Origin of the sequence: Micrococcus sp. KRD012, assembly GCF_017168555.1 — a bacterium.
Taxonomy (GTDB): Bacteria; Actinomycetota; Actinomycetes; order Actinomycetales; family Micrococcaceae; genus Micrococcus; species Micrococcus luteus.
In genome coordinates this window covers 22146-44307 of sequence record NZ_JABFBB010000008.1, presented here as the reverse complement: position 1 = coordinate 44307, position 22162 = coordinate 22146, and the positions used below count along the sequence as shown (strand labels likewise).

15 protein-coding genes, 1 tRNA gene and 1 pseudogene are annotated in these 22162 nt (G+C 66.2%); 6 read left to right on the top strand and 11 right to left on the bottom strand.

The window, feature by feature from the left end; genetic code table 11:
• Window positions 1-52: 52 nt before the first annotated feature.
• Window positions 53-2593, bottom strand: coding sequence for a GmrSD restriction endonuclease domain-containing protein (locus tag J1M37_RS05395; RefSeq protein WP_206452263.1), 2541 nt, complete (start codon window positions 2591-2593; stop codon window positions 53-55).
• A gap of 353 nt (window positions 2594-2946) precedes the next feature.
• On the opposite strand from J1M37_RS05395, the gene J1M37_RS05390 reads away from it, so the two are divergent.
• From J1M37_RS05390 to J1M37_RS05380, 3 genes are read left to right on the top strand one after another with little or no spacing between them, the layout of a single operon-like run.
• Window positions 2947-5832 (top strand): SNF2-related protein, encoded by a 2886-nt coding sequence (locus tag J1M37_RS05390; RefSeq protein ID WP_206452262.1) that lies wholly within the window; start codon window positions 2947-2949, stop codon window positions 5830-5832.
• Window positions 5833-5889: 57 nt separating this feature from the next.
• Window positions 5890-7815, top strand: a complete 1926-nt coding sequence (locus tag J1M37_RS05385) for a site-specific DNA-methyltransferase (protein WP_206452261.1) — start codon at window positions 5890-5892, stop codon at window positions 7813-7815.
• 2 nt (window positions 7816-7817) lie between these two features.
• Window positions 7818-10838 carry a restriction endonuclease gene (locus J1M37_RS05380; RefSeq protein WP_206452260.1) on the top strand — a complete coding sequence of 1007 codons (3021 nt, stop codon included), beginning with the start codon at window positions 7818-7820 and terminating at the stop codon, window positions 10836-10838.
• Window positions 10839-10945: 107 nt separating this feature from the next.
• Here J1M37_RS05380 and J1M37_RS05375 read toward each other — a convergent pair whose 3' ends face one another.
• From J1M37_RS05375 to J1M37_RS05350, 6 genes and pseudogenes are all read right to left on the bottom strand, one after another.
• Entirely contained in the window at window positions 10946-11449 is a 504-nt protein-coding gene (locus J1M37_RS05375) for a hypothetical protein (protein ID WP_144879589.1), read from the bottom strand.
• Between the two features lie 219 nt (window positions 11450-11668).
• A complete protein-coding gene (locus J1M37_RS05370) occupies window positions 11669-12676 on the bottom strand; it encodes an IS481 family transposase (RefSeq protein ID WP_206452259.1) in 1008 nt (335 codons plus the stop codon).
• Between the two features lie 451 nt (window positions 12677-13127).
• The gene (locus J1M37_RS05365; protein ID WP_206452258.1) at window positions 13128-14471 is read right to left on the bottom strand and encodes an IS256-like element ISMlu11 family transposase; all 1344 of its coding nucleotides are present in this window, start codon (window positions 14469-14471) and stop codon (window positions 13128-13130) included.
• 235 nt (window positions 14472-14706) lie between these two features.
• A pseudogene (locus J1M37_RS05360) lies at window positions 14707-15612 on the bottom strand (cation diffusion facilitator family transporter); the annotation flags it as partial.
• Window positions 15613-15684: 72 nt separating this feature from the next.
• Window positions 15685-16398, bottom strand: a complete 714-nt coding sequence (locus J1M37_RS05355) for a cation diffusion facilitator family transporter (RefSeq protein ID WP_036317504.1) — start codon at window positions 16396-16398, stop codon at window positions 15685-15687.
• Window positions 16395-16727: an ArsR/SmtB family transcription factor gene (locus J1M37_RS05350; RefSeq protein WP_020628509.1), complete on the bottom strand. Its 333-nt coding sequence runs from the start codon at window positions 16725-16727 to the stop codon at window positions 16395-16397. Before J1M37_RS05350 ends, J1M37_RS05355 begins: the two co-directional genes overlap by 4 nt.
• Window positions 16728-16869: 142 nt before the next feature.
• On the opposite strand from J1M37_RS05350, the gene J1M37_RS05345 reads away from it, so the two are divergent.
• Window positions 16870-17764 (top strand): IS5 family transposase gene (locus J1M37_RS05345; protein WP_115165244.1). Its coding sequence is split into 2 segments (ribosomal slippage): window positions 16870-17226 and window positions 17228-17764, totalling 894 coding nucleotides; the frame shifts between segments, so codons are not numbered across the junction.
• Complete coding sequence (locus J1M37_RS11775) at window positions 17734-17994, top strand: helix-turn-helix domain-containing protein (protein ID WP_080695933.1); 261 nt, start codon at window positions 17734-17736, stop codon at window positions 17992-17994. The genes J1M37_RS05345 and J1M37_RS11775 overlap by 31 nt, the downstream gene beginning before the upstream one ends.
• Here J1M37_RS11775 and J1M37_RS05335 read toward each other — a convergent pair.
• Window positions 17956-18027, bottom strand: a tRNA-Asn gene (locus J1M37_RS05335). The genes J1M37_RS11775 and J1M37_RS05335 overlap by 39 nt on opposite strands.
• A gap of 206 nt (window positions 18028-18233) precedes the next feature.
• Between J1M37_RS05335 and J1M37_RS05330 the strand changes: the two genes are divergently transcribed.
• Window positions 18234-18908, top strand: coding sequence for a PepSY domain-containing protein (locus tag J1M37_RS05330; protein WP_036318093.1), 675 nt, complete (start codon window positions 18234-18236; stop codon window positions 18906-18908).
• A gap of 102 nt (window positions 18909-19010) precedes the next feature.
• Here J1M37_RS05330 and dnaG read toward each other — a convergent pair whose 3' ends face one another.
• The 3 genes from dnaG to J1M37_RS05315 form a co-directional block, all read right to left on the bottom strand.
• Window positions 19011-20921 carry a DNA primase gene (dnaG, locus tag J1M37_RS05325; RefSeq protein WP_206452256.1) on the bottom strand — a complete coding sequence of 637 codons (1911 nt, stop codon included), beginning with the start codon at window positions 20919-20921 and terminating at the stop codon, window positions 19011-19013.
• A 30-nt stretch (window positions 20922-20951) separates the two neighbouring features.
• Complete coding sequence (locus tag J1M37_RS05320; RefSeq protein WP_206452255.1) at window positions 20952-21182, bottom strand: hypothetical protein; 231 nt, start codon at window positions 21180-21182, stop codon at window positions 20952-20954.
• Window positions 21183-21244: 62 nt separating this feature from the next.
• On the bottom strand, window positions 21245-22111 hold the full coding sequence (locus J1M37_RS05315; protein ID WP_206452268.1) for a bile acid:sodium symporter: 867 nt from the start codon (window positions 22109-22111) through the stop codon (window positions 21245-21247).
• Window positions 22112-22162 lie beyond the last annotated feature (51 nt).

Genomic DNA, 22162 nt, shown 5'->3' with positions numbered 1-22162 from the left:
GGACGGGGTGAGGGGGTCAGCGCCTCGTCAGGACCTGCCCCTGGCCGGGCTGTCAGGCAGTCCTGGCGTCCTCCTGGGCGGTGTGCAGGAACCACTCCAGCGCGTAGAGGAACGCCTCCTGCGCCGCGGGCGGCTGAAGGGTCTGCGGCTTGATGCTCGGGCGCCGGCGGAGAGACTCAGGACCGAATTCCAGCCCGGGGATGAGATTCAGACGTCCCCGGAATTCGTCGAGAAGCGCCTCGTCCGTGAAGGGAGGCCACTTCGCCAGGTGATAGAAGACGACCTCGACGCCGTACGTCGGGTACAGGATCACCGGCCAGATGGCGCGTGCTGACGTGCGCGGGACGACCAGGAAACAACCGCCGGCGGCATTGTCCGCGAATTCCGCCCGGCCACCGCGCTCGACCCAGCCTCGTTGGACCTCGATCAGTGCGCGGGCCGATTCGGGATCGTTGTGGTCGTGCAGTCGGTCGACCCAGCGGTCCCGGAGCGCAGAGTCGTTGCCCGGGGCCGCGAGCGACCGGGGATCGGTCAGGTCGACATCGACGTCGATGAGCTCGGCGAGCTGCTCCGCCAACAGACGCTGGCCGCCGTCGGCACGTCCATCCTCGGAGAAGCGCACGCCTTCGGCTGCGAGGACGTCGTGCGGATCGTCCGTCCGGTGGACGTCGGCCCACCGGAAGGACGGAGAGACGGTGCCTCCCGCCTGGAGCACACGATGAGCGTGCGGCAGGGCAGTCCGTGCGAGGTAGGTCCCCACGGGGACCGGATGGCTTCCGATCAGCCGTGCGAGTTCGCCATAGGAGGTCCAGAACCCGGCGGGAATGGCCTCGACGGCATCCGACAGCGTCTGCCAGGCCGTGTGGGCGACTCCGGAGGCGGCCTCTGCTGAGGGCCCCGGCCAGATGCCGACGATCCGGTCCGCCAGCCGCTCGGCGCGAGCACGGATCTGCGCGGGACCCCATACCGGTTCAGCGGAGATCTCCTGGTTCATGCGGATGCCGCTCTTGGCCAGCTCCGCACGCTTGACCGCAAAGGGCCCGTTGCTCAGCTCGCTGTTGTACCCGGTGAGGGTGAGGTTGCCCAAGGTGTGGAGGAGTTCGGTGTGCACCTCTCGAAGGTCCTGGTGCGCCTCGAGCTGGCCGGCCAGAGCGCGCTCCCACTCCTCCGTGAGGGTCTGCGGCATGACGTGCTCGATGGTCGCGCTGTCGAGGTCCACCGGTTCCTTGCTGCCGTAGGACTCCTCGATCCACCGGAGGATCAGCTTCCGGTGGGCCGCTCGGCCCGTCGTGTAGAAGGGTGCCGTCATCACGGCCTGGCGGACCTGGTCGTCGGAGGCGAAGTGCTTCCGTCCGCTGGAGAGGAAGCGCTGCAGGGCATCCGCCGGGTCGTCCTGACCCTGGATGTCCGCCGTCGCCGCGAGCAGAGTGCTGTTGAGACCGTCGGAATAGCGGCCGAAGACGAGGCGTCGGACCAGGTACGACTCGAGGTAGAGGAGCGCACGGGCCAGTTCGTCCGAGTCGATGTCCCCCAACGACCGGCGCTCCATCAGGTGCAGTGTGATCGGGAACGTCGTCGTCGTGCGCCAGGCGCGCAGGCGTGCCAAGCGGAACCGCACTGCGGCGTCCTTCTCCTTCTCCGGGCGGAGCATGACGTCGTAGAGACGCCCCAATGCCAGGAACCGCTCGACTTCGTCCCTGACCTGCGACTCGTCCTGCAGGTCACGCATGCGACGCTGCTGCCCCGCGTAGATCTCGGTCTGGCGGACCTTGGGATCCTGTTGCACCAGGTCAAGCCAGAACAGCGTCTCCAGTTCCTCATTGGAGAGCAGGTTCTGCAACGGGAGCCACAGGGTGGTGTAGACCTCGTCCGCCCGTGTGGGCAGGTGCATGAACAGGTAGTTCCTGAGCAGGTCGCCCTGGGTGAGCTTGAGGCCGGTGTTGTTCAGCGACTCGAAGATGCGGTGGGCGTTGTCGTTCTCCCCGGTGGTCACGGACACGATCGACAGGCCTGCGACGACGGCGGACTCGACCTCCGCCAAGGTCAGCGGCTCCTCTTCACCGTCAGCAGACGGTTGACTCAACCCGAGCAGCGTCGTCAGGAAGAACTGGTGGGCTTCGCTGATCCTGGAGCCTTCGGCAGCGTCCGGGGCGTGCTCGATCCGCCCACGGTAGGCGGCACGGTCGGCCTGTGTGGGCAGGACCTTGTACCGGAGATCGCCGTCCTCCCACTTGTTGACCAGGTACTTCTCGTTGACCCGATCGGCGTGCATGGGGCCTTCGTGCTCAGCCCGGTGGTCGCGGATAGCGGCGAGGAGGAGCGTCAGCGTCGTCAGCCGCTGCTGCCCGTCCACCACGAGCCACCGCTGGACGCCGCCAGGCCCGTTGTCCCGGAAGCCGGCGAGAACGAGGGAGCCGAGGAAGTGGGTCGCCGAAGGGTTGTCCCGCCGGTGGTCGGCGACGTCCACGACGTCCTCCCACAGTCGCTGCCACTGCGGGCGGCCCCAAGAGTACGTCCGCTGATAGAGCGGGACCGTGTACTGGTAAGAGCCCCCGAGGAGTTCCTGAAGGGTGACTTCACGCGCGGTGACCATGCAAGGCAGTCTACGAAGCCAGGGGCGCTCGCTGAGGAAAGACGATCGGGCCAACCGGGTCCACCGCCAGACCCGGAGCGAGCGGGCCCAGATAGTGACACGGACGTGAACGTGCCCGGCACCACACAGCCGATCGTTGTGTGGCAGTATCACGCGAGAACGCCTAACGGCCAGGGGAGCCGACACCGTGAGGCGCGTCGTCCTGACCATCGCCGCACCGGCTGAGGCCAAGCGGGGAAAAGCGAGGAGCGTGACGCCGTGAAGCGTGCAGTGGCCCTATCGGATCGCGGCAGTGGCGATCCGACCGCCCGATCCACGTCACCTCTCTCCCGTCTACACCAGGAGGGCTGAAGATGGCGATGCCTCTCTCCGACTACCAAGCCAAGTACTTCGCCCACGAGCTGCAGCGCAGCTACGCGAACGATCATGTCGGCAAGCTGGCCGGGCTGCTGTTCGACGCGCAGGTCGAACCCAAACCGCATCAGATCGATGCGGCGCTTTTTGCGCTCCAGACGCCGTTCCTGCCGGGTGTGATACTGGCGGACGAGGTCGGCTTGGGCAAGACGATCGAGGCGGGCATCGTCATCTCGCAGTACTGGGCTGAACGCAAACGCCGAATCCTGATCATCGCTCCCTCGAGTCTGCGACAGCAGTGGAAGCAGGAGCTGTACGAGAAGTTCCTCGTCCCATCCACAATCCTCGACGCCAAGTCGAAGCACTCGCTGCTCGCGACGACCGACACCCGCACTCCTGACGTCCTCATCTGCTCGTACGAGTTCGCACTGCGACACGAGACCTCACTCCTCCAGCCGTGGGATCTGGTGGTGGCTGACGAGGCGCACCGGCTGCGCAGCTTCTGGAACGGGAAGGCGAAGATGGCCGAGGCCGTCTCACACGTCACCCGGAGTGCGCACAAGACCGTTCTGCTCACCGCGACGCCGCTGCAGAACAAGCTCGAAGAACTGTACGGCCTGGTCTCGATCTTCGACCCCGACTACTTCTACTCACTCGACGCGTTCCGCGAGCGATACATCAAGAACCGCGACCTGACGGGCGACGACGACCTGGTCGAACGTGTGGCAGCGATCTCCAAGCGCACGCTCCGCAAGGACGCCAACAAGTACATCCGGTTCACCGAGCGCATGCCGATCACGGTGGAGTTCACACCGTCACCCGATGAGGAGCGCCTCTACGACCTCGTCAACGACTACCTGCAGCGCGACGAGCTGTTCGCTTTCGCGGGATCGCAGCGTCACCTCTCGGCTCTCATCATCCGCAAGCGCCTGGGTTCGTCGACGTATGCAGTCGCGAGCACCTTGGAGAACATCGCCAACCGCCTCGCAGACGAGGTGGCAATGGGCCAGCTCCGCGACAACCGCGGCGGGCTGTTCCTGGCCGACTTCGAGACCGGTGACGAACTCGAGGCGGAGGTCATCGAGGAGGCCGAAGAGGCCACCGGTGAGACCGCTGACGCGCAGCTCGATGCCGAGACCCTCAAGCGCATGCGTGCCGAGGTGGAGGAGCTCCGCGAATACGAGGCTCTTGCGCGCTCGATCACCGTCAACCAGAAGGCGGTCAAGTTGAACGAGGCCCTCGACATGGGCTTCGAGCGACTCCGCGAGCTGGGTGCCGCCGAGAAAGCGATCATCTTCACTGACTCGACGAAGACGCAGGAGTACATCGTCCGCACACTGGCCGAAGCCGGCCGCGGGGAAGGCGTCGTACTGTTCAACGGCTCAAACACGTCACCTGAACAGACAGCGGTCTACCAGGCGTGGCTGACGGCCAACAAGGACGGCGACCTCGTCACGGGCATCCCGGCGGTCGATCGCCGCAAGGCGCTCGTGGACTATTTCCGTGAGCAGGGCACGATCATGATCGCGACCGAGGCGGCTGCAGAGGGTATTAACCTCCAGTTCTGCTCGATGCTCGTCAACTACGACCTGCCGTGGAACCCGCAGCGCGTCGAGCAGCGTATCGGCCGCGTGCACCGCTTCGGCCAGAAGCACAACGTCGTCGCTGTGAACTTCAGCAACAAGGGCAACGTTGCCGAGCAACGCATCCTCGAGCTGTTGACGAACAAGTTCCAGCTGTTCTCGAGTGTGTTCGGCGCCTCCGACGAGGTGCTTGGCGCGGTGGAGGACGGCCTCGACTTCGAGAAGCGAATCAGCGACATCCTCACCCGCTGCAAGACGGCCGGCGAGATCGACGCGGCGTTCAAACAGCTTGAGGATCAGTTCGCAGGCGAGATCTCGAAGGAGATGGCCAGCGCCAAGGCCAAGGTCTTCGACCACCTTGATCCGCATGTGCAGGATCGACTGAAGGCGTACGACGAGCAGTCGGGCGACGTTCTCAACAAGTTCGAGCGTCTCCTGCTTGCGATCACGCAGCACGAGCTCCGCGATGTCGCGACGTTCGAGGGCGACGGCCGCACGTTCGTGCTGAACCAGGCTCCTACCAAGGATGCGCCGACGGGCCGCTACTTCTTCAAATCGAAGCCGCTCCCGAACGCGCACCAGTATCGCTACGCCAGTCCGCTCGCGCAGCACGTCGCAGACACCGCGAAGGCGCACGAGACGCCGCAGCGCGAGCTGACCTTCTCGCTCGGCCAATCGAAGCGGGCCAGCAACGCTGTCAAGGCGCTCGCGGGTAAGAGCGGCGAGCTGACGGTCAACCTGCTGACCTTCACGATGCGGGCGCGCGACGAGGACATCTCCGAGTCGTACATGCTCGCCGGTGGCATGACCGACGACGGCCAGTACTTGGACGAGGAATACGTTGCCGACATCCTGGACCTCGCCTGCCAAGGCGTCGGTGAACAACCCGTCGCGGTCGACGTGGCTAAGGTCGAGCCGCAGCTCAAGGCGCGGCTCGGTGAGCTGGAGAAAGAGGTTCAGGGGCGCAACTCTCGCTACTACGACCAGCAGGAGGAACTGCTCTACCGCAACCAGCAGGACCGCAAGGCTGAGCACGAGGGCAAGATCCGCGAGTACCGCACCAAGGAGAAGGAAGCCCGCAAGGCGGCGAAGCAAGCGGACGACCCGATGGAGCAGCTCAAGCTCAAGCGTGAGGCCCGCAAGTGGGAGCGCCGGGCGGACGAGGCCGACGACGACTTCCGTGATGCACGCCGCAAGCTGCAGGCCGAGATCGACGAGAAGCTCGACATGATCGAGCAATCCCTGCAAGGCACCCAGGACACCGAGCACCTGTTCGCGATCCGCTGGCGAATCGTCGCGTAACGGTCAGCGTTCACAAAAGACATCAAAATTGTTAAACTGAGGAAAGAGAAATACCCGATGAGCGAAGAAATTCACGAAACCCCATCCACTACCCCGAACTTCCAGACCGAACTGGCAGCGCAGCTTGCTGAGCTGATGCCTGAGGTCATTGCCGACGGCAAGGTGGACGTGGAGAAGCTCAAGGAGCTGCTGGACGGTGACGCGTCCGACACCAGCGAGCGTTTCGGGCTGTTCTGGCCGGGTAAGAAGCGCGCCCTGCGTGCCGCGCAGGAGCCGACCACGGCGACACTGCGTCCTGACTTCGAGAACTCGAAGGACTGGGACACCACCAAGAACGTGTTCATCGAGGGCGACAACCTCGAGGTGCTGAAGATCCTGCAGAAGCACTACCACGCCAAGATCAAGATGATCTACATCGATCCTCCATATAACACCGGCAACGACTTCGTCTATCCGGACAACTACAAGGAGGGCCTCGACACCTACCTCGAGTGGACGCGTCAGGTCAACGAGGAGGGTAAGAAGCTCTCGACCAACGCCGACACCGAGGGGCGCTACCACTCCAACTGGCTGAACATGATGTACCCGCGACTCAAGCTCGCGCGGAACCTGTTGACCGAGGATGGCGTCATCTTCATCTCGATCGACCAGCACGAGCATGACAATCTTCGACGCGTCTGCGCAGAGGTCTTCGGTGAAGGCAATGTCCTGGGCTCGGTGTCCGTCGTCAACAATCTCAAGGGCCGTTCGGACGACGAGTACTTTGCCACGGCGAACGAATTCCTGATTGCATGCGGGCGCAGCAACGAGGGCGCGACCATCTATGGCTTCGCTGCCAGTGACGATTATCAGGCGGAGTTCAAGTACTCCGACTCGATCAGCAACTACAAGGAAGTTGGTCTGCGGAAGACTGGCAAGGGATGGCGCCGCGCTGACCGGCCAAACATGTTCTACCCGATCTACTTCACCCCTTCGACGTCCACGTTCTCGCTGGAACCTGGAGGAGACGCCGTCGAGATCTTGCCCCTTGACACCGCTGGGGCCGAGGGCCGATGGCGCTGGGGCAAGGAAACCTTCCTGGAGCAGAAGGACACCGAGCTGGTGGCTCGCGAATCGCGTGGACGCTGGACTGTCTACGTCAAGATGCGTGACATCGTCGATGGTGCTGCAAGGACCGTGCGGCCGAAGTCAATCTGGATCGACCCGCGCTATGACACGTCTGGCGGCGACCGGGCAATGAAGGAGCTCTTCAGCGGAGTGAGCTACTTCGACAATCCAAAGCCTGTCGAATTCATCAAGGACGTCCTGAAGATTGGCTCAACGAAGGATTCGTTGGTGCTCGACTTCTTTGCCGGTTCAGGAACGACGGCGCAAGCTGTCTTGGAGCAGAACGACGCGGACGGTGGATCTCGACGTTTCATCATGGTGCAACTTCCCGAGCCGACGCCGGAAGGATCCGCTGCTCGGAAGGCTGGGTACGCGACGATCTCAGCCCTGTCTGCTGAGCGGATTCGCCGCGCGGGAGAGAAGGTCCCTCAGTCCCGCACCTCGGGCCATGTTGATACCGGATTCCGCGCCTACAAGTTGACCGACACAAACTTCTCGAAGTGGAAGGTCTCTAGCGACGTCGACAGGACCGAACTCGAGCAGCACCTCTTCGACCTGCGTGAGTCCAGCAGTGCGGATGACGCGTCGGCGGACGATCTCCTCTCAGAGATCCTCCTGAAGCAGGGCTATTCCCTGACCGAGCAGATCGCGTCGGTCGAAGTGGCTGGCCTCGATCTGCGCTCGGTGGGCGATGGCGTCGTGCTCGCCTACCTGAACGAGCACGTCAAGCCGACACTCGAGCAGCTGCGCTCTGTCGTGAATGAAGACCCTGCCCGTCTGATCGTCCTTGAGGATGCCTTCCAGGGTGACGATCAGTTGAAGACCAACCTCGCCCAGCTCTGCAAGAGCAAGGGCATCGAGCTCTGGACGGCCTGATTATGGGAGACAACACAGCAAGCAGCGGATTCAAGTTCGACGCCAGTCAGGCGTACCAGCTCGACGCGATCAAGTCTGTCGTCGACCTCTTTGACGGCCAGCCGAAGGACGCCGAGAAGTTGGAGACGACGCTGCGCGGCCAGGTAGCCGCTGTCAACGAGACGGAGAACGCGGCGCTGGACCTCGAGCTTTCGCAGGAGGTTGGCGCGGTTGGTAACCGCCTGGTGCTCGACCGCGACACGGTACTGGCCAACCTGCAGCGCGTGCAGGATAAGAATGGCCTCGAGGTTGCCTCCAAGCTGTTCGATGACTCCGGCCTGGACTTCGATATCGAGATGGAGACGGGCACAGGTAAGACGTACGTGTACCTCCGCACCATCTTCGAGCTCGCCGAGCGGTACAACTTCACGAAGTTCATCATCCTCGTGCCGAGCGTGGCGATCCGTGAGGGCGTGAACACCAGCATCCGCCTGATGCGTTCGCACTTCGAGAACCTGTACAAGAAGCGCAACATCACTTTCGACTCGTCGGTTTACAGCGGTAAGACGGCCGAGGAGGTGCAGTCGTTCGCGACGTCGACCAACGTGCAGATCATGGTCATGACGATTGACTCGATCCGTGGCAACGCGAACACGCGCATCATCCACCAGACGCGCGACAAGCTGAACGGCCTCAAGCCGATCGACTACCTGAAGGCCACGCATCCGGTCGTCATCATGGACGAGCCGCAGAACATGGAGTCCCTGCTTTCGCAGTCGGCCGTGAGTGAGCTCGACCCGCTGTTCACGCTGCGCTACAGCGCGACGCACAAGAAGCTCCGCAACGTCGTCTACCGGCTCGACCCGGTCGACGCGCACGATCTCGGTCTGGTGAAGCAGATCGTGGTGGCCGACGTGCAGCAGCAGGGCGCGGACGCGACGCCGTATATCAAGCTGGTCGAGGTCAAGAACGACAAGGGCTGGGTTGCCCGGCTGGAGCTGTCGTGCCGCAAGGCGGACGGAACGCTGAAGCGCAAGGTTGTGAGCGTCAAGCCGAACAAGGAGCTGTCCAGTCCGAGAGTGACGGGGAACCCGGCGTATGACGGGTGGCGTCTCATGAGTGAGATGAACCTTGCGTACGACGGCGCCCCCGGGAGCGTCGAGCTCAACCTCCATGGAACGCTCCACGAAGGCGAGAGCATCGGCGGGTCCTCGGGTGCAATCTACAAGGAGATGATCCGCGAGACGATTAAGGAGCACCTGCGTAAGGAAACGCAGTTGCGCGCCAAGGGCATCAAAGTGCTCAGCCTGTTCTTCATCGACAAGGTGGAGAGCTTCCTCGGTAACGGCTCGAACAACAACGATGCGAACGGCCAGTTCGTGCAGTGGTTCGACGAGCTGTTCCGTGAGGAGCGCGCCAAGTCACCGCAGTGGCAGGAACTGCTTCCGCAGGATCCGGCCGAGCTGCGTCGCGGCTACTTCTCTGTCCTCAAGGGCAAGAAGGGCGCGGCAGACAAGTTCCAGGACACGTCCGGCACCACCAAGGCCGACGATGACGCGTACGAGCTGATCATGCAGCAGAAGGAACGCCTGCTCGACGAGAACGAGCCGACGCGGTTCGTGTTCAGCCACTCTGCCCTGCGCGAGGGCTGGGACAACCCGAACGTCTTCCAGATCTGCACCCTGCGCGAGATGGGCGCCGAGACGGAGCGACGCCAGACGCTCGGACGTGGCCTGCGTCTGCCGGTCGCGAAGAGTGAAGGCGGCTACGAGCGTGTGGCCGATCGAGGCATCGCGACGCTGACGGTGGTCGCGAACGAGTCGTACAAGCAGTTCGCCGACGCACTCCAGAAGGAATACAAGGACGCGGGTGTCGAGATCGGCCGCGTGCGCAAGGCGGAGTTCTCGAAGATCCCGCTGCCGAACCCCGACGGGTCGCTCACCGATGAAAACCTCGGCTACGAGGGCTCCGTGTCGATCTGGGAGCACTTGCTCGCACAGAAGTTCATCGATAAGGACGGCGTCGTGCAGCCGAAGTTCCAGCCGAACACGCTCGATTTCAGCCTCAACTTGCCTGTCGACTTCTCGTGGGCCGAGCCGTTCGTCGTCGAGCTGGTCGGCCGCGCCAACATCGGCACGTATATCAAGCCGAAGAGCAAGCGACACTCGCGCAAGCTCAACAAGGAGCTGTTCGCGAACCCGGAGTTCGAGAGGTTCTGGGAGACGATCAGCCGCCGGACAACGTACCGCGTCGAGGTGGAGCGCGACAAGATCATCGACAACTCGGTCAAGGCGATCAAAGAGGCACCAGACATCGACCCGCTGCGCATCCAGGTCACCCGCGCGGGCGTGAAGGTGCTCCGCGGTGGCGCGAAGGGTCAGGAACTCGGGTCACGTCAGCAGGAACTCCGAGGCAGCTACGACCTGCCCGACATCATCGGCGAGCTGCAGGAGGCCACGTCTCTCACTCGCAAGACCATTGTCGACATCCTCGTCGGCAGTGGCCGGCTGGACGAGTTCATCGCGAACCCGAACGACTTCATTGCCATGGCCAGGCGCCTCATGCAGACCGAGCTCGCGAAGCTCGTCGTCGACGGCGTTCAGTACGAGAAGATCGCGGGTTCTGTCTACGAGCTGCGTGAACTGCGCAAGGATAGCGAAGACGAGAAGGAGCGTTTCCTCGACCAGATGTACAAGCTGGAGAACGCAGACAAGTCGAACTTCGACTACGTCGTCTACGACTCCGACCCCGAGCGCCAGTTCGCCGAGCTGCTCGACGGCCGCGAGGACATCAAGTTCTTCATGAAGCTGCCCGACAAGTTCAAGATCGACACCCCCGTTGGGCCGTACAACCCGGACTGGGCAATCGTGAAGCACGAGGACGGCGAAGAACGGGTGTACATGATCCGAGAGACGAAGAGCACGGACGACGAGATCAAGCGCCGGCCGACGGAGAACGCGAAGATCAAGTCTGCTGAGAAGCATTTCGAGGCCATCGGTGTGCCGAACTACGCGGTGTCGGTGCCCGCCAGCTGGAAAGTGTGATCGGGAGCAACAGGTGAGCCTACACCGGACCTGAACCTACCCTTGACCAGTGGTCTGCCTTCCCATCTCTCGCGATCGGCCCCCTGCCCCCCTGTGGGGGCAGGGGGCTACCCGTGCGTTCGGTGCTCTTGCATGTAAAGGAGGTCCTCGAACTCGACGAGGATGTTTTCTCGGATCTTCTCGGAATCGACCCGCAGATGTTTCCACGTCTCGCGCGCACGGATAATATGTCCGGAATCCCCAAACTCAAGACCACCGCTTTTCGCATCGTATGCCCACACCGTTGACTCGGCGATGATACGGTCGAAGATTTGCTCGCTTCTGATGAGCCCGCGCACATCCTCCTGGGTGCGGCAATCGCTGAGATCAGCATAAACCCCGGCCCAACCGAGAAAGAGAAGATCGCCGCCCGCCTCCCACGGCAGCCCCGAAACGTGGTCAACGACAAGGCAGTAATCAGGATTGCAGTCAGTGGCCATCGTCGAGGAGCGACCGATCACGCCAGTGGATTCCGCAAGGTCCAGGTAGATGGACTGCTCGAACCCGATATCGGAGGAGTAGGTGAGCCATTCACACAGGAGGAGTCTGGCGGCCCCGCGCATCTCCTCCACGGATCCGGTCTCCCATCGATGAGGGATGCGACGGGATGCATAGTCCAACGATTCTTGATAAGTCCTGAGCATTACCTCAGTATACGCTAGAGTGAATCTTTTCATTCTGAAGGATGAAGGGGCACGGGCACGGGCACGGGTCTAGATGTCGAAAAGCTCACCGTTGTTGGCACGTGTCGGGGCCGTGAGGACTCTCCGCAGGAGGCAAGAGTCCCGATGCTAGTTGTAGGAGGGCATGACGTTGTTGACTCGGGTCGGTGCCAGTGAGGCCGGAGGAGCGTCTCCGCAGGAGGTATGAGGCCGATGGTAGTTGTAGTGGTTCACCCACACCGCCAGGGCCTCACGCCGAGCTTGCTCTGAGGAGTACGGGCGGGCGTAGAGGACCTCGTCCACCATCAGCCGGTTGTACCGCTCGACCTTCCCGTTGTGACGCGGGGTGTAGGGGCGGATCCGGTGATGCCGGCCCCCGAGCGAGACCACCTTCGCGGTGAAGTCCGCAGCCCGATAGTTGTTCCCGTTGTCCGTGACCACCCGGTCCACGGTGATGCCGTGGGCGGCGAAGAACGCCCTCGCCCGGCAGAAGAACCCGATCGTGGTCACCGTCCGCTCATCCTCCAACGCCTCGGTGTAGGCCAGGCGGGTGAACCCGTCGATCGCCGAGTGCAGGTAGGTGTAGCCGACCCGTCGGCCAGGCCCGCGCTTGGCTGCTCGCGCGTTCTCGGAGTCCCGTCCGTGAGCACGCCAGCCTCCCCCCTCGGGGATGCGCCCGATCTTCTTCACGTCCAGGTGCACCATGTGCCCCGGGCCGCGGGCGGTGATCTTCTGGGGTCGTTGGCGCAGGTCTTCTCCGGCCGGGGTCAGGTCCCGTAGGCGGGAGATCCCGAGTCGGTGCAGCCACCTCCCCACGGTGCGCAGGCACAGCTGGTGGCCTTCGGAGGCGAGGTGGTGATGGATGCGCCGTGCGGACCACTTGCGCTCCCGCCGCAGGGCGTGGATCTGGGCGACCAGGACCGGATCGAGCTGGGCAGGTGAACGGTGCGGCCGGCTGGGCAGGTCCTGAAGGCCGGCTTCTCCCTGGGCGCGGTAGCGGGCGACCCAGGTGGCCACCGTGGGCCGGCTCACCCGGAACTCGGCTGCCACGTGTGCCTGCGGGATCCCGTCGTGCAGGTGGCGTTGGACCATGCGCAGCCGGCCGGTCGGGGTCAGGGGTGCGTTAGCGTGAGTCATGAGTGGGTCTCTTCTGGCAGGTGGGTGGTGTAGGAACTTCCATCCTGCGGGGCGGGGCCCACTCGTCTCATCTCAGCCGGCGCCTCGTGGCAAGAACCTCATGACCCACAACAGCTAGTTGCAATGGTTCACCCCAACGTGACTGAAGCGCCCCGGGTTGTGCTCCGCCAGGGGACCCTGGCCATCGCGGTGAGCTCCACGGCCTCGATCGGCTCCCAGATCCGTTGAGCATGCCTGACCTCGGCGTTGTCGAGCCCGTTCACCTTCTCGGCGAGTACGTCGTCGTACGAGTGGCCCCAGTCCCCGTGGCGGCCGGCGCCCTTACGGTGTGCCTGACCCGGGACTCGCCGGGCACGGTGATCTTTTGCTACACCAGGGACTCTCGCACGCCCCCGACCGCCTCTACACCGCGGCTCATGGGCGTGTCAACTTGTCTGTGTAAGCGGGGTGGTCACAGGTAGGGGTTGATCCGGTCGGGGTAGGCCGCGGCGAGCTGGGCGAGGGCCTGCTTCCAGTTCGTGACGGCCTGACCTTCGACGAGCCGGCCCTGGGCTTTGCGCTGGCCGGCGGGTTTGCCCCGGTCCCGAGCGCGTTCGGCGGCGCGTTTGTCTTCGATGTTGCAGATCGCCAGCCAGAGCAGCTTCACCGCCGCCTCGGTCGAGGGGAAGTGGCCGCGGTTCTTGGTCACCTTCCGTAGCTGGAAGTTCAGCGACTCGATGCTGTTGGTCGTGTAGATGACCTTGCGGAGCATGGGTGGGAACTGCAGGAACGGGATGAACCGCTCCCAGGAGTTCGCCCAGGTCGCGGCTGCAGACGGGTACTTCGTGCCGAGCTCGGAGGCCTCGAACTCGGCCAGCGCCTTCCTCGCGGTCTCTTCGTTGGGGGCGGTGTAGATCGGCTTCAGCGCGGCGGCGACCTTCTTGCGGTCCTGGTAGGCCACGAACCGCATCGCGGCCCGGATCAGGTGAACCACGCAGGTCTGGACCATCGAGTCCAGCCACGTCGCCTCGACCGCCTCCGGCAGGCCCTTGAGCCCGTCGCAGCACACGATCAGCACGTCCTGCACGCCCCGGTTGGCGAGATCGGCGCAGACGTGGGCCCAGAACGCCGAGCCCTCGGTGTCCTGGACCCAGATCCCCAGCACGTGCTTGATGCCCTCGAGGTCCACGCCGACGGCGATGTAGGCGGCACGGTTGAGGACCTGGCTGTTCTCTCGGATCTTGATCCGGATTGCGTCGAGATAGATCACCGGATAGAACTCCTCCAGCGGCCGCGACTGCCACGCCAGGACCTCTTCGCTCACGGCGTCGGTGATGTTGGAGATCGTCTCGTGCGACAGGTCCGTGCCGATCGTGGAGGCCAGGTGGTGCTGGATGTCCCGGATCGTCATTCCGCCGGCATAGAGGCTGATGATCATGTCATCCAGGCCCCCGAGGCGCCGCTGGCCCTTGGGCACCAGGCGCGGGGTGAACGACCCGCCCCGGTCTCGCGGGACGTCCAGCTCGATCGGCCCGACCTCGGACTCCACGGTCTTCGGGGTGGTCCCGTTGCGGGAGTTGGCGTGCTTCGGCGCCTCGCTCGAGCCCTTCTCGTAGCCCAGATGGCTGGTCAGCTCGGCCTGCAGGCCCCGCTCGAGCGCGGCCTTGACCAGCGCGGGCACGAACCCGCCGTCACCGGTGAGCTCGACGCCGCCCGCGTCGATCTGCGCGAACAGGGCATCAAGCTGCCCTGAGGCTTTCAGCTGCTCGACCAGGTCCTGGCCCGAGGGCTCGCCTGGGTTCTTCTCGTCGATCATGGTCATGATTCTTACCGTTCCTCTCGGTACGGCTTACACAGACCATCTGACACGCCCCGGCTCATCGGTGGCCCCGTCACCGCCCGCGGCCGCAGCGTTCCCCCTGTACTTCTTCGAGGCCTGTGGTACGAGGCCCGCCGCCCCACCGTCCTGCGTGCTCCCAGCGCGACCTGCGCGGACAACAACCCCACCCTCCTGCTCGCCGGCGGGCTGGACCCTCCCGGAAACGCGCAGGTGTCTCAGTGTGGGGGTGGGTGGCCGGTTCGATTTGGAAGGTGGAGTGTTCGATGGGTACTTGGAAATCCTGGGCCACGCACCGTTGCAGGTCGGTCAGCACAGTGCCCAGGTGCGCGGCGGTCAGGCAGCCGTTGTGCACGGTGACGTGCGCGGAGAGCACGGGGGTGTCGGAGTCGATGCGTGAAGCGTGCAGGTCATGGACCTCCAGCACGTGCGGCAGCTCCGATAGCCGGATGCGGACCGCCTCCAGGTCCAAGCCCTTGGGGGTGGTCTCCATGAGTACGTCGATGGTGTCGCGAAGCAGGATCAGGGCTCTGGGCACGATCAGTGCGGCGATCAACAGGGACACCACCGCATCGGCGCGATTCCAGCCGGTGGTGGCGATCACGATCGCCGAAACGATCACTGCGACCGATCCCAGGGCGTCGTTGAGTACCTCCAGGAACGCGGCCTTCATGTTCAGGTTCTCACCTCGGGAAGAGGCCAGGATCGCCAGACCGATGAGGTTGCCAGCCAAACCGATCACCCCGAACCAGAGCATCGCGGTGGATTCGACCTCGGGGGGTTCGATGAGCCGGCGTACGCCCTCCACGGCTACGAAGCCGCCCACGGCCAGCAGCACCGCGGCCTGCGCGGCCGCGGCGATGATCTCGGCGCGCTTGTACCCCCAGGTGCGCTTGTCCGTGGCCGGGCGCAGCGCCAGGGTCGTGGCGGTCAGGGCGATCAGCAACCCGGCTGAGTCAGTAAACATGTGCCCGGCGTCGGCCAGCAGGGCCAGACTGCCCGAAGCCAGCGCGCCGATGACCTCGGCGACCATGATCGTCGCGGTGATGGAGAAGACCACGGCCAGCCGGCCCCGCCGGCCCGCCGCCGGAAGAGCATGGGAATGATCGTGTCCGCTCATACCGGGGTCTCTTCCACTCGATGAATCATCAGCTTAACGTCACCATCCTGTCCGGCGATACTGAAGGCACGCTCAATGCGCACAGCAGGCGCAATCCGCCCCGCAGCCATCGCCGTCCTTCTCGTTCTGGTCCCCGGCGATCAGCGCGGAGGCGGGGGTGCAGCAGGCATCCCCGCGCCAGGCCTCCACCCCTTCCTTGAGGGCGACGGCGGCGATCACCAGGGCCGCGACTGGGTCGGCCCAGGTCCAGCCCAGGGTGCTGTTGAGGACCAGGCCCACCAGCAGGACCGCCGAGAGGTAGGTGCAGATCAGGGTCTGTTTGGAGTCGGCCACCGCGGAGGCGGACCCGAGTTCGCGGCCAGTGCGCCGCTCGAACCAGGACAGGAACGGCATGATGGCCAAGCTCACGGCGGCCAGCACGATCCCCACCGTGGAATGCTCCGGTTGCCCGGCCCCGAACAGGGTGCGCACGGCGTCGACGGTGATGAAGGCGGCCAAGCCGAAGAAGGAGAAGGCGATCAGGCGCAGCGCCACCTTCTCCCGGCGGTGCGGGTCCGGGGTGGCGAACTGCCAGGCCACCGCGGCGGCGGAGAGGACCTCCACGATGGAGTCCAAGCCGAAGCCGATCAACGCGGAGGACGAGGCCACGGTGCCGGCGGCCAGGGCGATGGCCGCCTCGATCACGTTGTAGGTGATGGTTCCGGCCACGATCCAGCGGATCCGGCGGTGCAGGACCGCACGGCGGTCGTCCGTGAGGGGCTTGGAGCTCAGCGTGAGGGTGCTCATGCGCAGGTGCATCCCGCAGCGGAGCAGCAATCCGGGTCGATGGTCAGCGTCAACTCCAGCAGCTCCCCAAGGGTCTGGCCCAGCCGGGGGTCGGCCAGGGCGTACCAGACGTTGCGGCCCTCGGCGGTAGTGGTCACCAGCCCGCAGCCGCGCAGGCAGGCCAACTGGTTGGACATCACCTGCTTGGACACCCCCAGCTCCCCGGCCAGCGCCGACGGGCGGGCCGGCCCATCACGCAGGGCCAGCAGGATCCGGGTCCGGGTGTCATCAGAGAGGGCATGGCCCAGTCGGGACAACGCCGAGACATGAGTGAGGGTCGTGGTGCTCATGCCTAGAACGGTACAGCATAACGTGTACCCTTGTCGGGGTGCCGCCCGGCAAGCGGCCGGCACCATGGCCCGATCCCAGGAGATCCGCGCAACTAGGGCGTGTCTGAGAATAGATGCACGAGTCAGCTGAGACCCTGGGGACATGTCCCGGTTCCAGATGCTCTCTGACACCCAATGGGAGTTGATCGCCCCGATGCTCCCGACCCGGACCGGCCGCGCCGGCAGGCCGTTCGCCGACGCCCGCACCATGGTGGAGGCGATCATCTACCGGTACCGGTGCGGAATCGCTTGGAGGGATCTGCCCGAGGTCTACGGGCCCTGGCAGACCGTGTGGACCTGGCATCGGCGCTTGGCCGAAAAAGGCACCTGGGACACGGTGCTGGCCACGCTGACCGCCGCCGCTGACGCCGAAGGCCTGATCGATTGGTCGGTCTCGGTGGACTCCACGATCGCCCGCGCCCACCAGCACGCGACGAACATCACCCGCCACACAGGGGGATGGATCGAACTACAAGAATCCGCGTGAGGAGCCGGCCGATCACGGCATCGGGCGCTCCCGTGGCGGGCTGAGCACGAAGATCCATCAGCTCGTCGATGGGACCGGGCTGCCGCTGGTCAGCCTGATCACCCCCGGCCAGGCAGGGGACTCCCCGATGCTGCTTCCTCTTTTGGAGCAGCTGCGCGTGACCCGGCCAGTAGGGCAGCCCCGGACCCGCCCCGAGGCCGTGCTGGGCGACAAGGCGTACTCCTCCCGGGCGATCCGCACCCACCTACGCGCCCGTGGGATCAAAGCGGTCATCCCCGAACCAGCCGACCAGCAGGGCCACCGCAGACGGCGCGGTGCCCGCGGCGGGCGCCCCGTCGGCCTCGACGCGGACGCCTACAAGGGCCGCAATGTCATCGAGCGTCAGTACGCTCACCTGAAGCAGTGGCGGGGTCTGGCGACCCGGTATGACAAGTACGCGATCATCTACAGGGCCGCTGTGGTCCTGAATGCTGTGCTCGCGTGGTCGAAGGCATTGTCAGACACGCCCTAGCAGCAGCGCTCGGCGTCTCACAGAGCGGAATCTCACACCGGCTTCGCGCGCGGGTGGCCTTTACGTTGGAGGAGCTGGCCACCATCGCGGAGGTCTTCGACATCACGCTCGCGGAGCTGCTCGGCCCGGTCATCCTCCAGGCACGAAGAAGCCCCCACACCGACATGGTCGGTGTAGGGGCCTCTGTTCGGCTCCCCCGGTTGGATTCGAACCAACAACCCTTCGATTAACAGTCGAATGCTCTGCCGTTGAGCTACGGGGGAATGTGCCGCGAACCGCCGGAGCCGTTCGGACAACGGATGGAACTCTACCAGAGCCCCCGCCCGCGTGCCACCCGGCCGCGGGGCGCCGTCGTCGCCCTGCCCGCCCCCGGGGACCGGCGGCCCTTGCCAGGCACGGCTCCGGCAGGCCTACCGTGCGAGGACATCCCCAGAACCATCAGGAACGGACCCGAAGGAGAGACGTGTCCATGACCATCACGACCCTCACGCGTAAGACCGCCCTGACCGGCACGGGCGTGCTGGCCGCGCTCGCCCTCGCGGCTTGCGGCACCACGGCCGACAACGGCGACGACGGCTCCGTCTCGCCGGAGGTCGACGCCTCCTCGGCAGTGGCGAGCACCCCCGCCACGGACGACGCCTCGACCACGTCGGCCTCGGCGTCGTCGTCGGCCTCGTCGACGTCGGCGTCGTCGACGGCCGCCGCGGCCAGCAGCGGCTCGGGCACCGGCCAGGCCGACGACCTCGCCTACGCGGTGATCGACGCGGTCCTGGAGAAGCACGGCGACGGCATCATCGTCGAGGTGGACGCCAACGATGACGACACGACCTGGGAGGTCGACGTCGTGGTGGGCGAGGAGGTGAAGGAGCTGGACGTCACCGCCGACGGCGACATCACCGAGACCGACCGCGAGTCGGATCTCGAGGACGTCCAGAAGGCGAAGGACGCCGAGATCACCGCCCAGCAGGCACTCGACACCGCCCGGGAGGGACGTGACGGGGTGACCCTGGACAAGATGGACCTGGACGACGACAACGGCACCCTCCAGTGGGAGGTCGAGTTCGACCGCGAGGACGGCTCGGACGGCCCCGAGGTCGAGATCGACGCCAGGTCCGGTGAGGTGCTCAAGGTCGACGAGCACTGACGCCGCGCCGCCGTTTCCCGAACGAAAACGGGCCTGGGGCCGCCGTTTCCCGAACGAAAGCGCGTCTGGGGCCGCCGTTTCCCGAACGAAAACGGGTGGGGGTCAGTCGTCGGCGCGGAGGGCCCGGCGGCGCGCCTCCAGTTCCATGAGCTCGCTGTTGAGGCGGGTGAACTCGGCGGGGTCGCCCTCGGGGCCGAGCCGCTGCAGGCGCCCGAGCAGCTCCTCCTTGCGGTGCACGATCTGCAGGGCGAACAGGCGGTTCATGATGTCCCGGCAGTACCGGTCCACATCCTCGGGAGTGCGGGCGGGCAGGTCGCGGACGGCCAGCTCGGACACGACGCCGGCCACCTCCTGGGGCACGGCGTCCCGCACGGCGTCGACCCAGCGCTGCGGCGTCGCCCCCGCCGACCCGGCCATCTTCACGCCCTGGTGGACGGCGGCGTACTGCGGGACCGTGAAGCGGGCGGCGTACAGCGCGGTCCACTGCTCCGCGGAGAGCAGGGTCGGATGCTGCAGCACCACCTCGAGGGACTCCCGCTCCCGGCGGGCGACGGGGTCGCGCGGATCCACCGGCACCACGATCCGCGGCGCCGGGGCGGCGGCCTCCCCGTGGTGGCCCTGGGGCCCGATCGCCTGCCCGTCGTCCGCCGGGGCCGGCCGCGCCTCGGGCTCGGGCCCCCGCCGCGGCGCGCGCCCGGCCGCGGCCACGGCGCGGTGCACGGCGTTCGGGTCGAGGCCGAGCCAGCCGGCCAGCTCCCGCTCGTAGCCGGGACGCAGGACGGCGTCCTTGATGCCCGCCACGATCGGAGCGGCATGGCGCAGGGCGCCGGCGCGGCCCTCCACGGTGTCCAGGTCGTAGTCCTTGAGCCCGGCCCGGATCGCGAACTCGAAGAGCGGCCGCCGCGAGGCGATGAGCGCGCGCACCGCCTCGTCGCCCTTCTGCATGCGCAGATCGCACGGGTCCATGCCGCTCGGCTCCACGGCCACGAACGTCTTGGCGAGGAAGCGGTGGTCCTCGTCGAACGCCTTGAGCGCGGCCTTCTGCCCGGCCTCGTCGCCGTCGAAGGTGAAGATCACCTCGCCGCCCGTGCCGTCGTCGGAGATCAGGCGGCGGGCCACCTTGATGTGGTCCGCGCCGAACGCGGTGCCGCACGTGGCCACCGCCGTCCCGACGCCGGCCAGGTGGGCCGCCATCACGTCCGTGTAGCCCTCGACGAGCACCAGCTGACGCTCCTTGGCGATCGTCCGCTTGGCCAGGTCGATCCCGTAGAGCACCTGCGACTTCTTGTAGAGCGGCGTCTCGGGGGTGTTGAGGTACTTGGGCCCGGGGTCGTCGTCGTACAGCTTGCGCGCGCCGAAGCCGATGGTCGCGCCGGTCATGTCCCGGATGGGCCAGAGCAGGCGGCCGCGGAACCGGTCGTACAGGCCGCGCTGCCCCTCGGACACCAGACCGGAGGCGCGCAGCTCCTCGTCCCGGAACCCCTTCTGCCGCAGGTGGTCCAGCAGATGCGACCACCCCTGCGGGGCGTATCCGAGGCCGAACTGCGCCGCGTGCTCCTGTGTGAATCCCCGCTGGGTGAGGAAGTCGCGGGCGGCCTGCGCCTCGGGCGAGCCGAGGGCACGACGGAAGAACTCGTCCGCCACCTTGTTCGCCTCGAACAGACGACGACGGCGCCCCGTCTCCGCCTTGTCCGGGCCGGTGCCGCCGTCCTCGTAGTGCAGCTCCACCCCCACGCGGGACGCCAGTCGCTCCACGGTCTCCGTGAAGGTGGTGTGCTCGAGTTCCATGAGGAAGCTGATGACGTCCCCGTGCGCGCCGCAGCCGAAGCAGTGGTAGGTGCCCACGCCGGGGCGCACGTGGAACGACGGCGTCCGCTCGTCGTGGAACGGGCACAGCCCCTTGAATGAGCCCACGCCCGCCGAGCGCAGGGTGACGAACTCCTCCACGACGGCCTTCAGATCCGTGCGCTCGCGCACGAGGTCGATGTCCTTGCGCACGATCAGTCCAGCCATGCGGACCATTCTAGGGACGGGGCGGGGCGGTCAGCCCCGAGCGGAACCGGCCTCCGTGGACGCGCCGGACTCCCGCGCACCCTGTGCAGGAGTCGAGTGCCCGGACCCCGGGCGCGCGTCGGCGGTCTCCGCCGGTCGGCCGGTCACCGGGTCGATCACGGGCAGCGCGCCGGTGGCCGCCTCGACCAGCGGATGGAACAGCGCGGCCGAAGCCAGGCCGCCGTGACGGCGGCGCGCCGAGGACACGAACGAGAGGCTCATGTCGCCCACCATAGCGACCCGGGACCGTGATTCCGGTCACGGTAAGGCAACATTCTGGGCGGTCAGGTCACGGTTCGACGCGCGCCCGCCCCCGCGGACTGCCCGTGCAGCGGCAGCAGCCGGGGCACCAGCCGGACGAGGCTCACCATCGCCCCGAGCTCCACGAGCGTCTGCGTCACCACCACGAGCGGGGCCGGGTCCAGGCTCGCCGGCAGGGCCAAGGCCAGTGGGAGCACCACCAGGGAGTTCCGCGTCGCGCCCGAGAACACGAGCGCCCGCCCGGCGGGCACGTCGAGGCGCGCCCACCGCGCAGCCACCACGCCGAGGGCCACCATCACGGCGGCGAACGCCGCGAACAGGGGCACGACGACGGCCAGCGCGGGCAGCCGCTCCCCCACCCCGCGGATCTGTGAGGCGACCACCGTGAACAGCGTGACGACCATGAGCGGGACCATCGCCGCCGTGAACCCGCGCACCACCCCGGCCGCCGCGCACCGCACCCCACCGCGGCCGCGCGCCGCACCCCACTGGAGCAGCGCCGCGAGCGCGAGCGGCACCAGAATCAGCATGACCAGAGCACGGACGAAGGGCCCGACGTCGACCGCGGCCACCGCCGCCCCGCCCGCGAGTGCGGTGAACGCGATGACGTAGTCCACGCACGGGGCCAGCAGCACGAGGAGCACGCCCACGAGCAGCGCGTCGTCGTGGGCCACGAACCGGCTCAGCCCGAACACCACCGCCGGCACCACCACGAAGTTCAGGACCAGCAGTGCCCCGAGGAACCTGCCGTCCCGCAGCCCCGCGCCCAGCGCGGCGAACGGCACCGCCAGGAACGTCGCCAGCAGGAGCAGCGCGAGGACCGGCTCGACGAGCACCGCCCACGCGTCGGCCCCGGGCACGGCCCACCCGACGACGGCGCCCGCGGCGATCCCGGCGGGGTCTGGCCCCTACGCTGGGGGCCATGCCCACCGCCCCCGCAC

Bases quoted from the DNA above. Each gene is read 5' to 3' on its own strand.
- J1M37_RS05395 (WP_206452263.1), bottom strand. From the start codon at position 2,593: ATGGTCACCGCGCGTGAAGTCACCCTTCAGGAACTCCTCGGGGGCTCT.
- J1M37_RS05390 (WP_206452262.1), top strand. From the start codon at position 2,947: ATGGCGATGCCTCTCTCCGACTACCAAGCCAAGTACTTCGCCCACGAG.
- J1M37_RS05385 (WP_206452261.1), top strand. From the start codon at position 5,890: ATGAGCGAAGAAATTCACGAAACCCCATCCACTACCCCGAACTTCCAG.
- J1M37_RS05380 (WP_206452260.1), top strand. From the start codon at position 7,818: ATGGGAGACAACACAGCAAGCAGCGGATTCAAGTTCGACGCCAGTCAG.
- J1M37_RS05370 (WP_206452259.1), bottom strand. From the start codon at position 12,676: ATGACTCACGCTAACGCACCCCTGACCCCGACCGGCCGGCTGCGCATG.
- J1M37_RS05365 (WP_206452258.1), bottom strand. From the start codon at position 14,471: ATGATCGACGAGAAGAACCCAGGCGAGCCCTCGGGCCAGGACCTGGTC.
- J1M37_RS05355 (WP_036317504.1), bottom strand. From the start codon at position 16,398: ATGAGCACCCTCACGCTGAGCTCCAAGCCCCTCACGGACGACCGCCGT.
- J1M37_RS05350 (WP_020628509.1), bottom strand. From the start codon at position 16,727: ATGAGCACCACGACCCTCACTCATGTCTCGGCGTTGTCCCGACTGGGC.
- J1M37_RS05330 (WP_036318093.1), top strand. From the start codon at position 18,234: ATGACCATCACGACCCTCACGCGTAAGACCGCCCTGACCGGCACGGGC.
- dnaG (WP_206452256.1), bottom strand. From the start codon at position 20,921: ATGGCTGGACTGATCGTGCGCAAGGACATCGACCTCGTGCGCGAGCGC.
- J1M37_RS05320 (WP_206452255.1), bottom strand. From the start codon at position 21,182: ATGAGCCTCTCGTTCGTGTCCTCGGCGCGCCGCCGTCACGGCGGCCTG.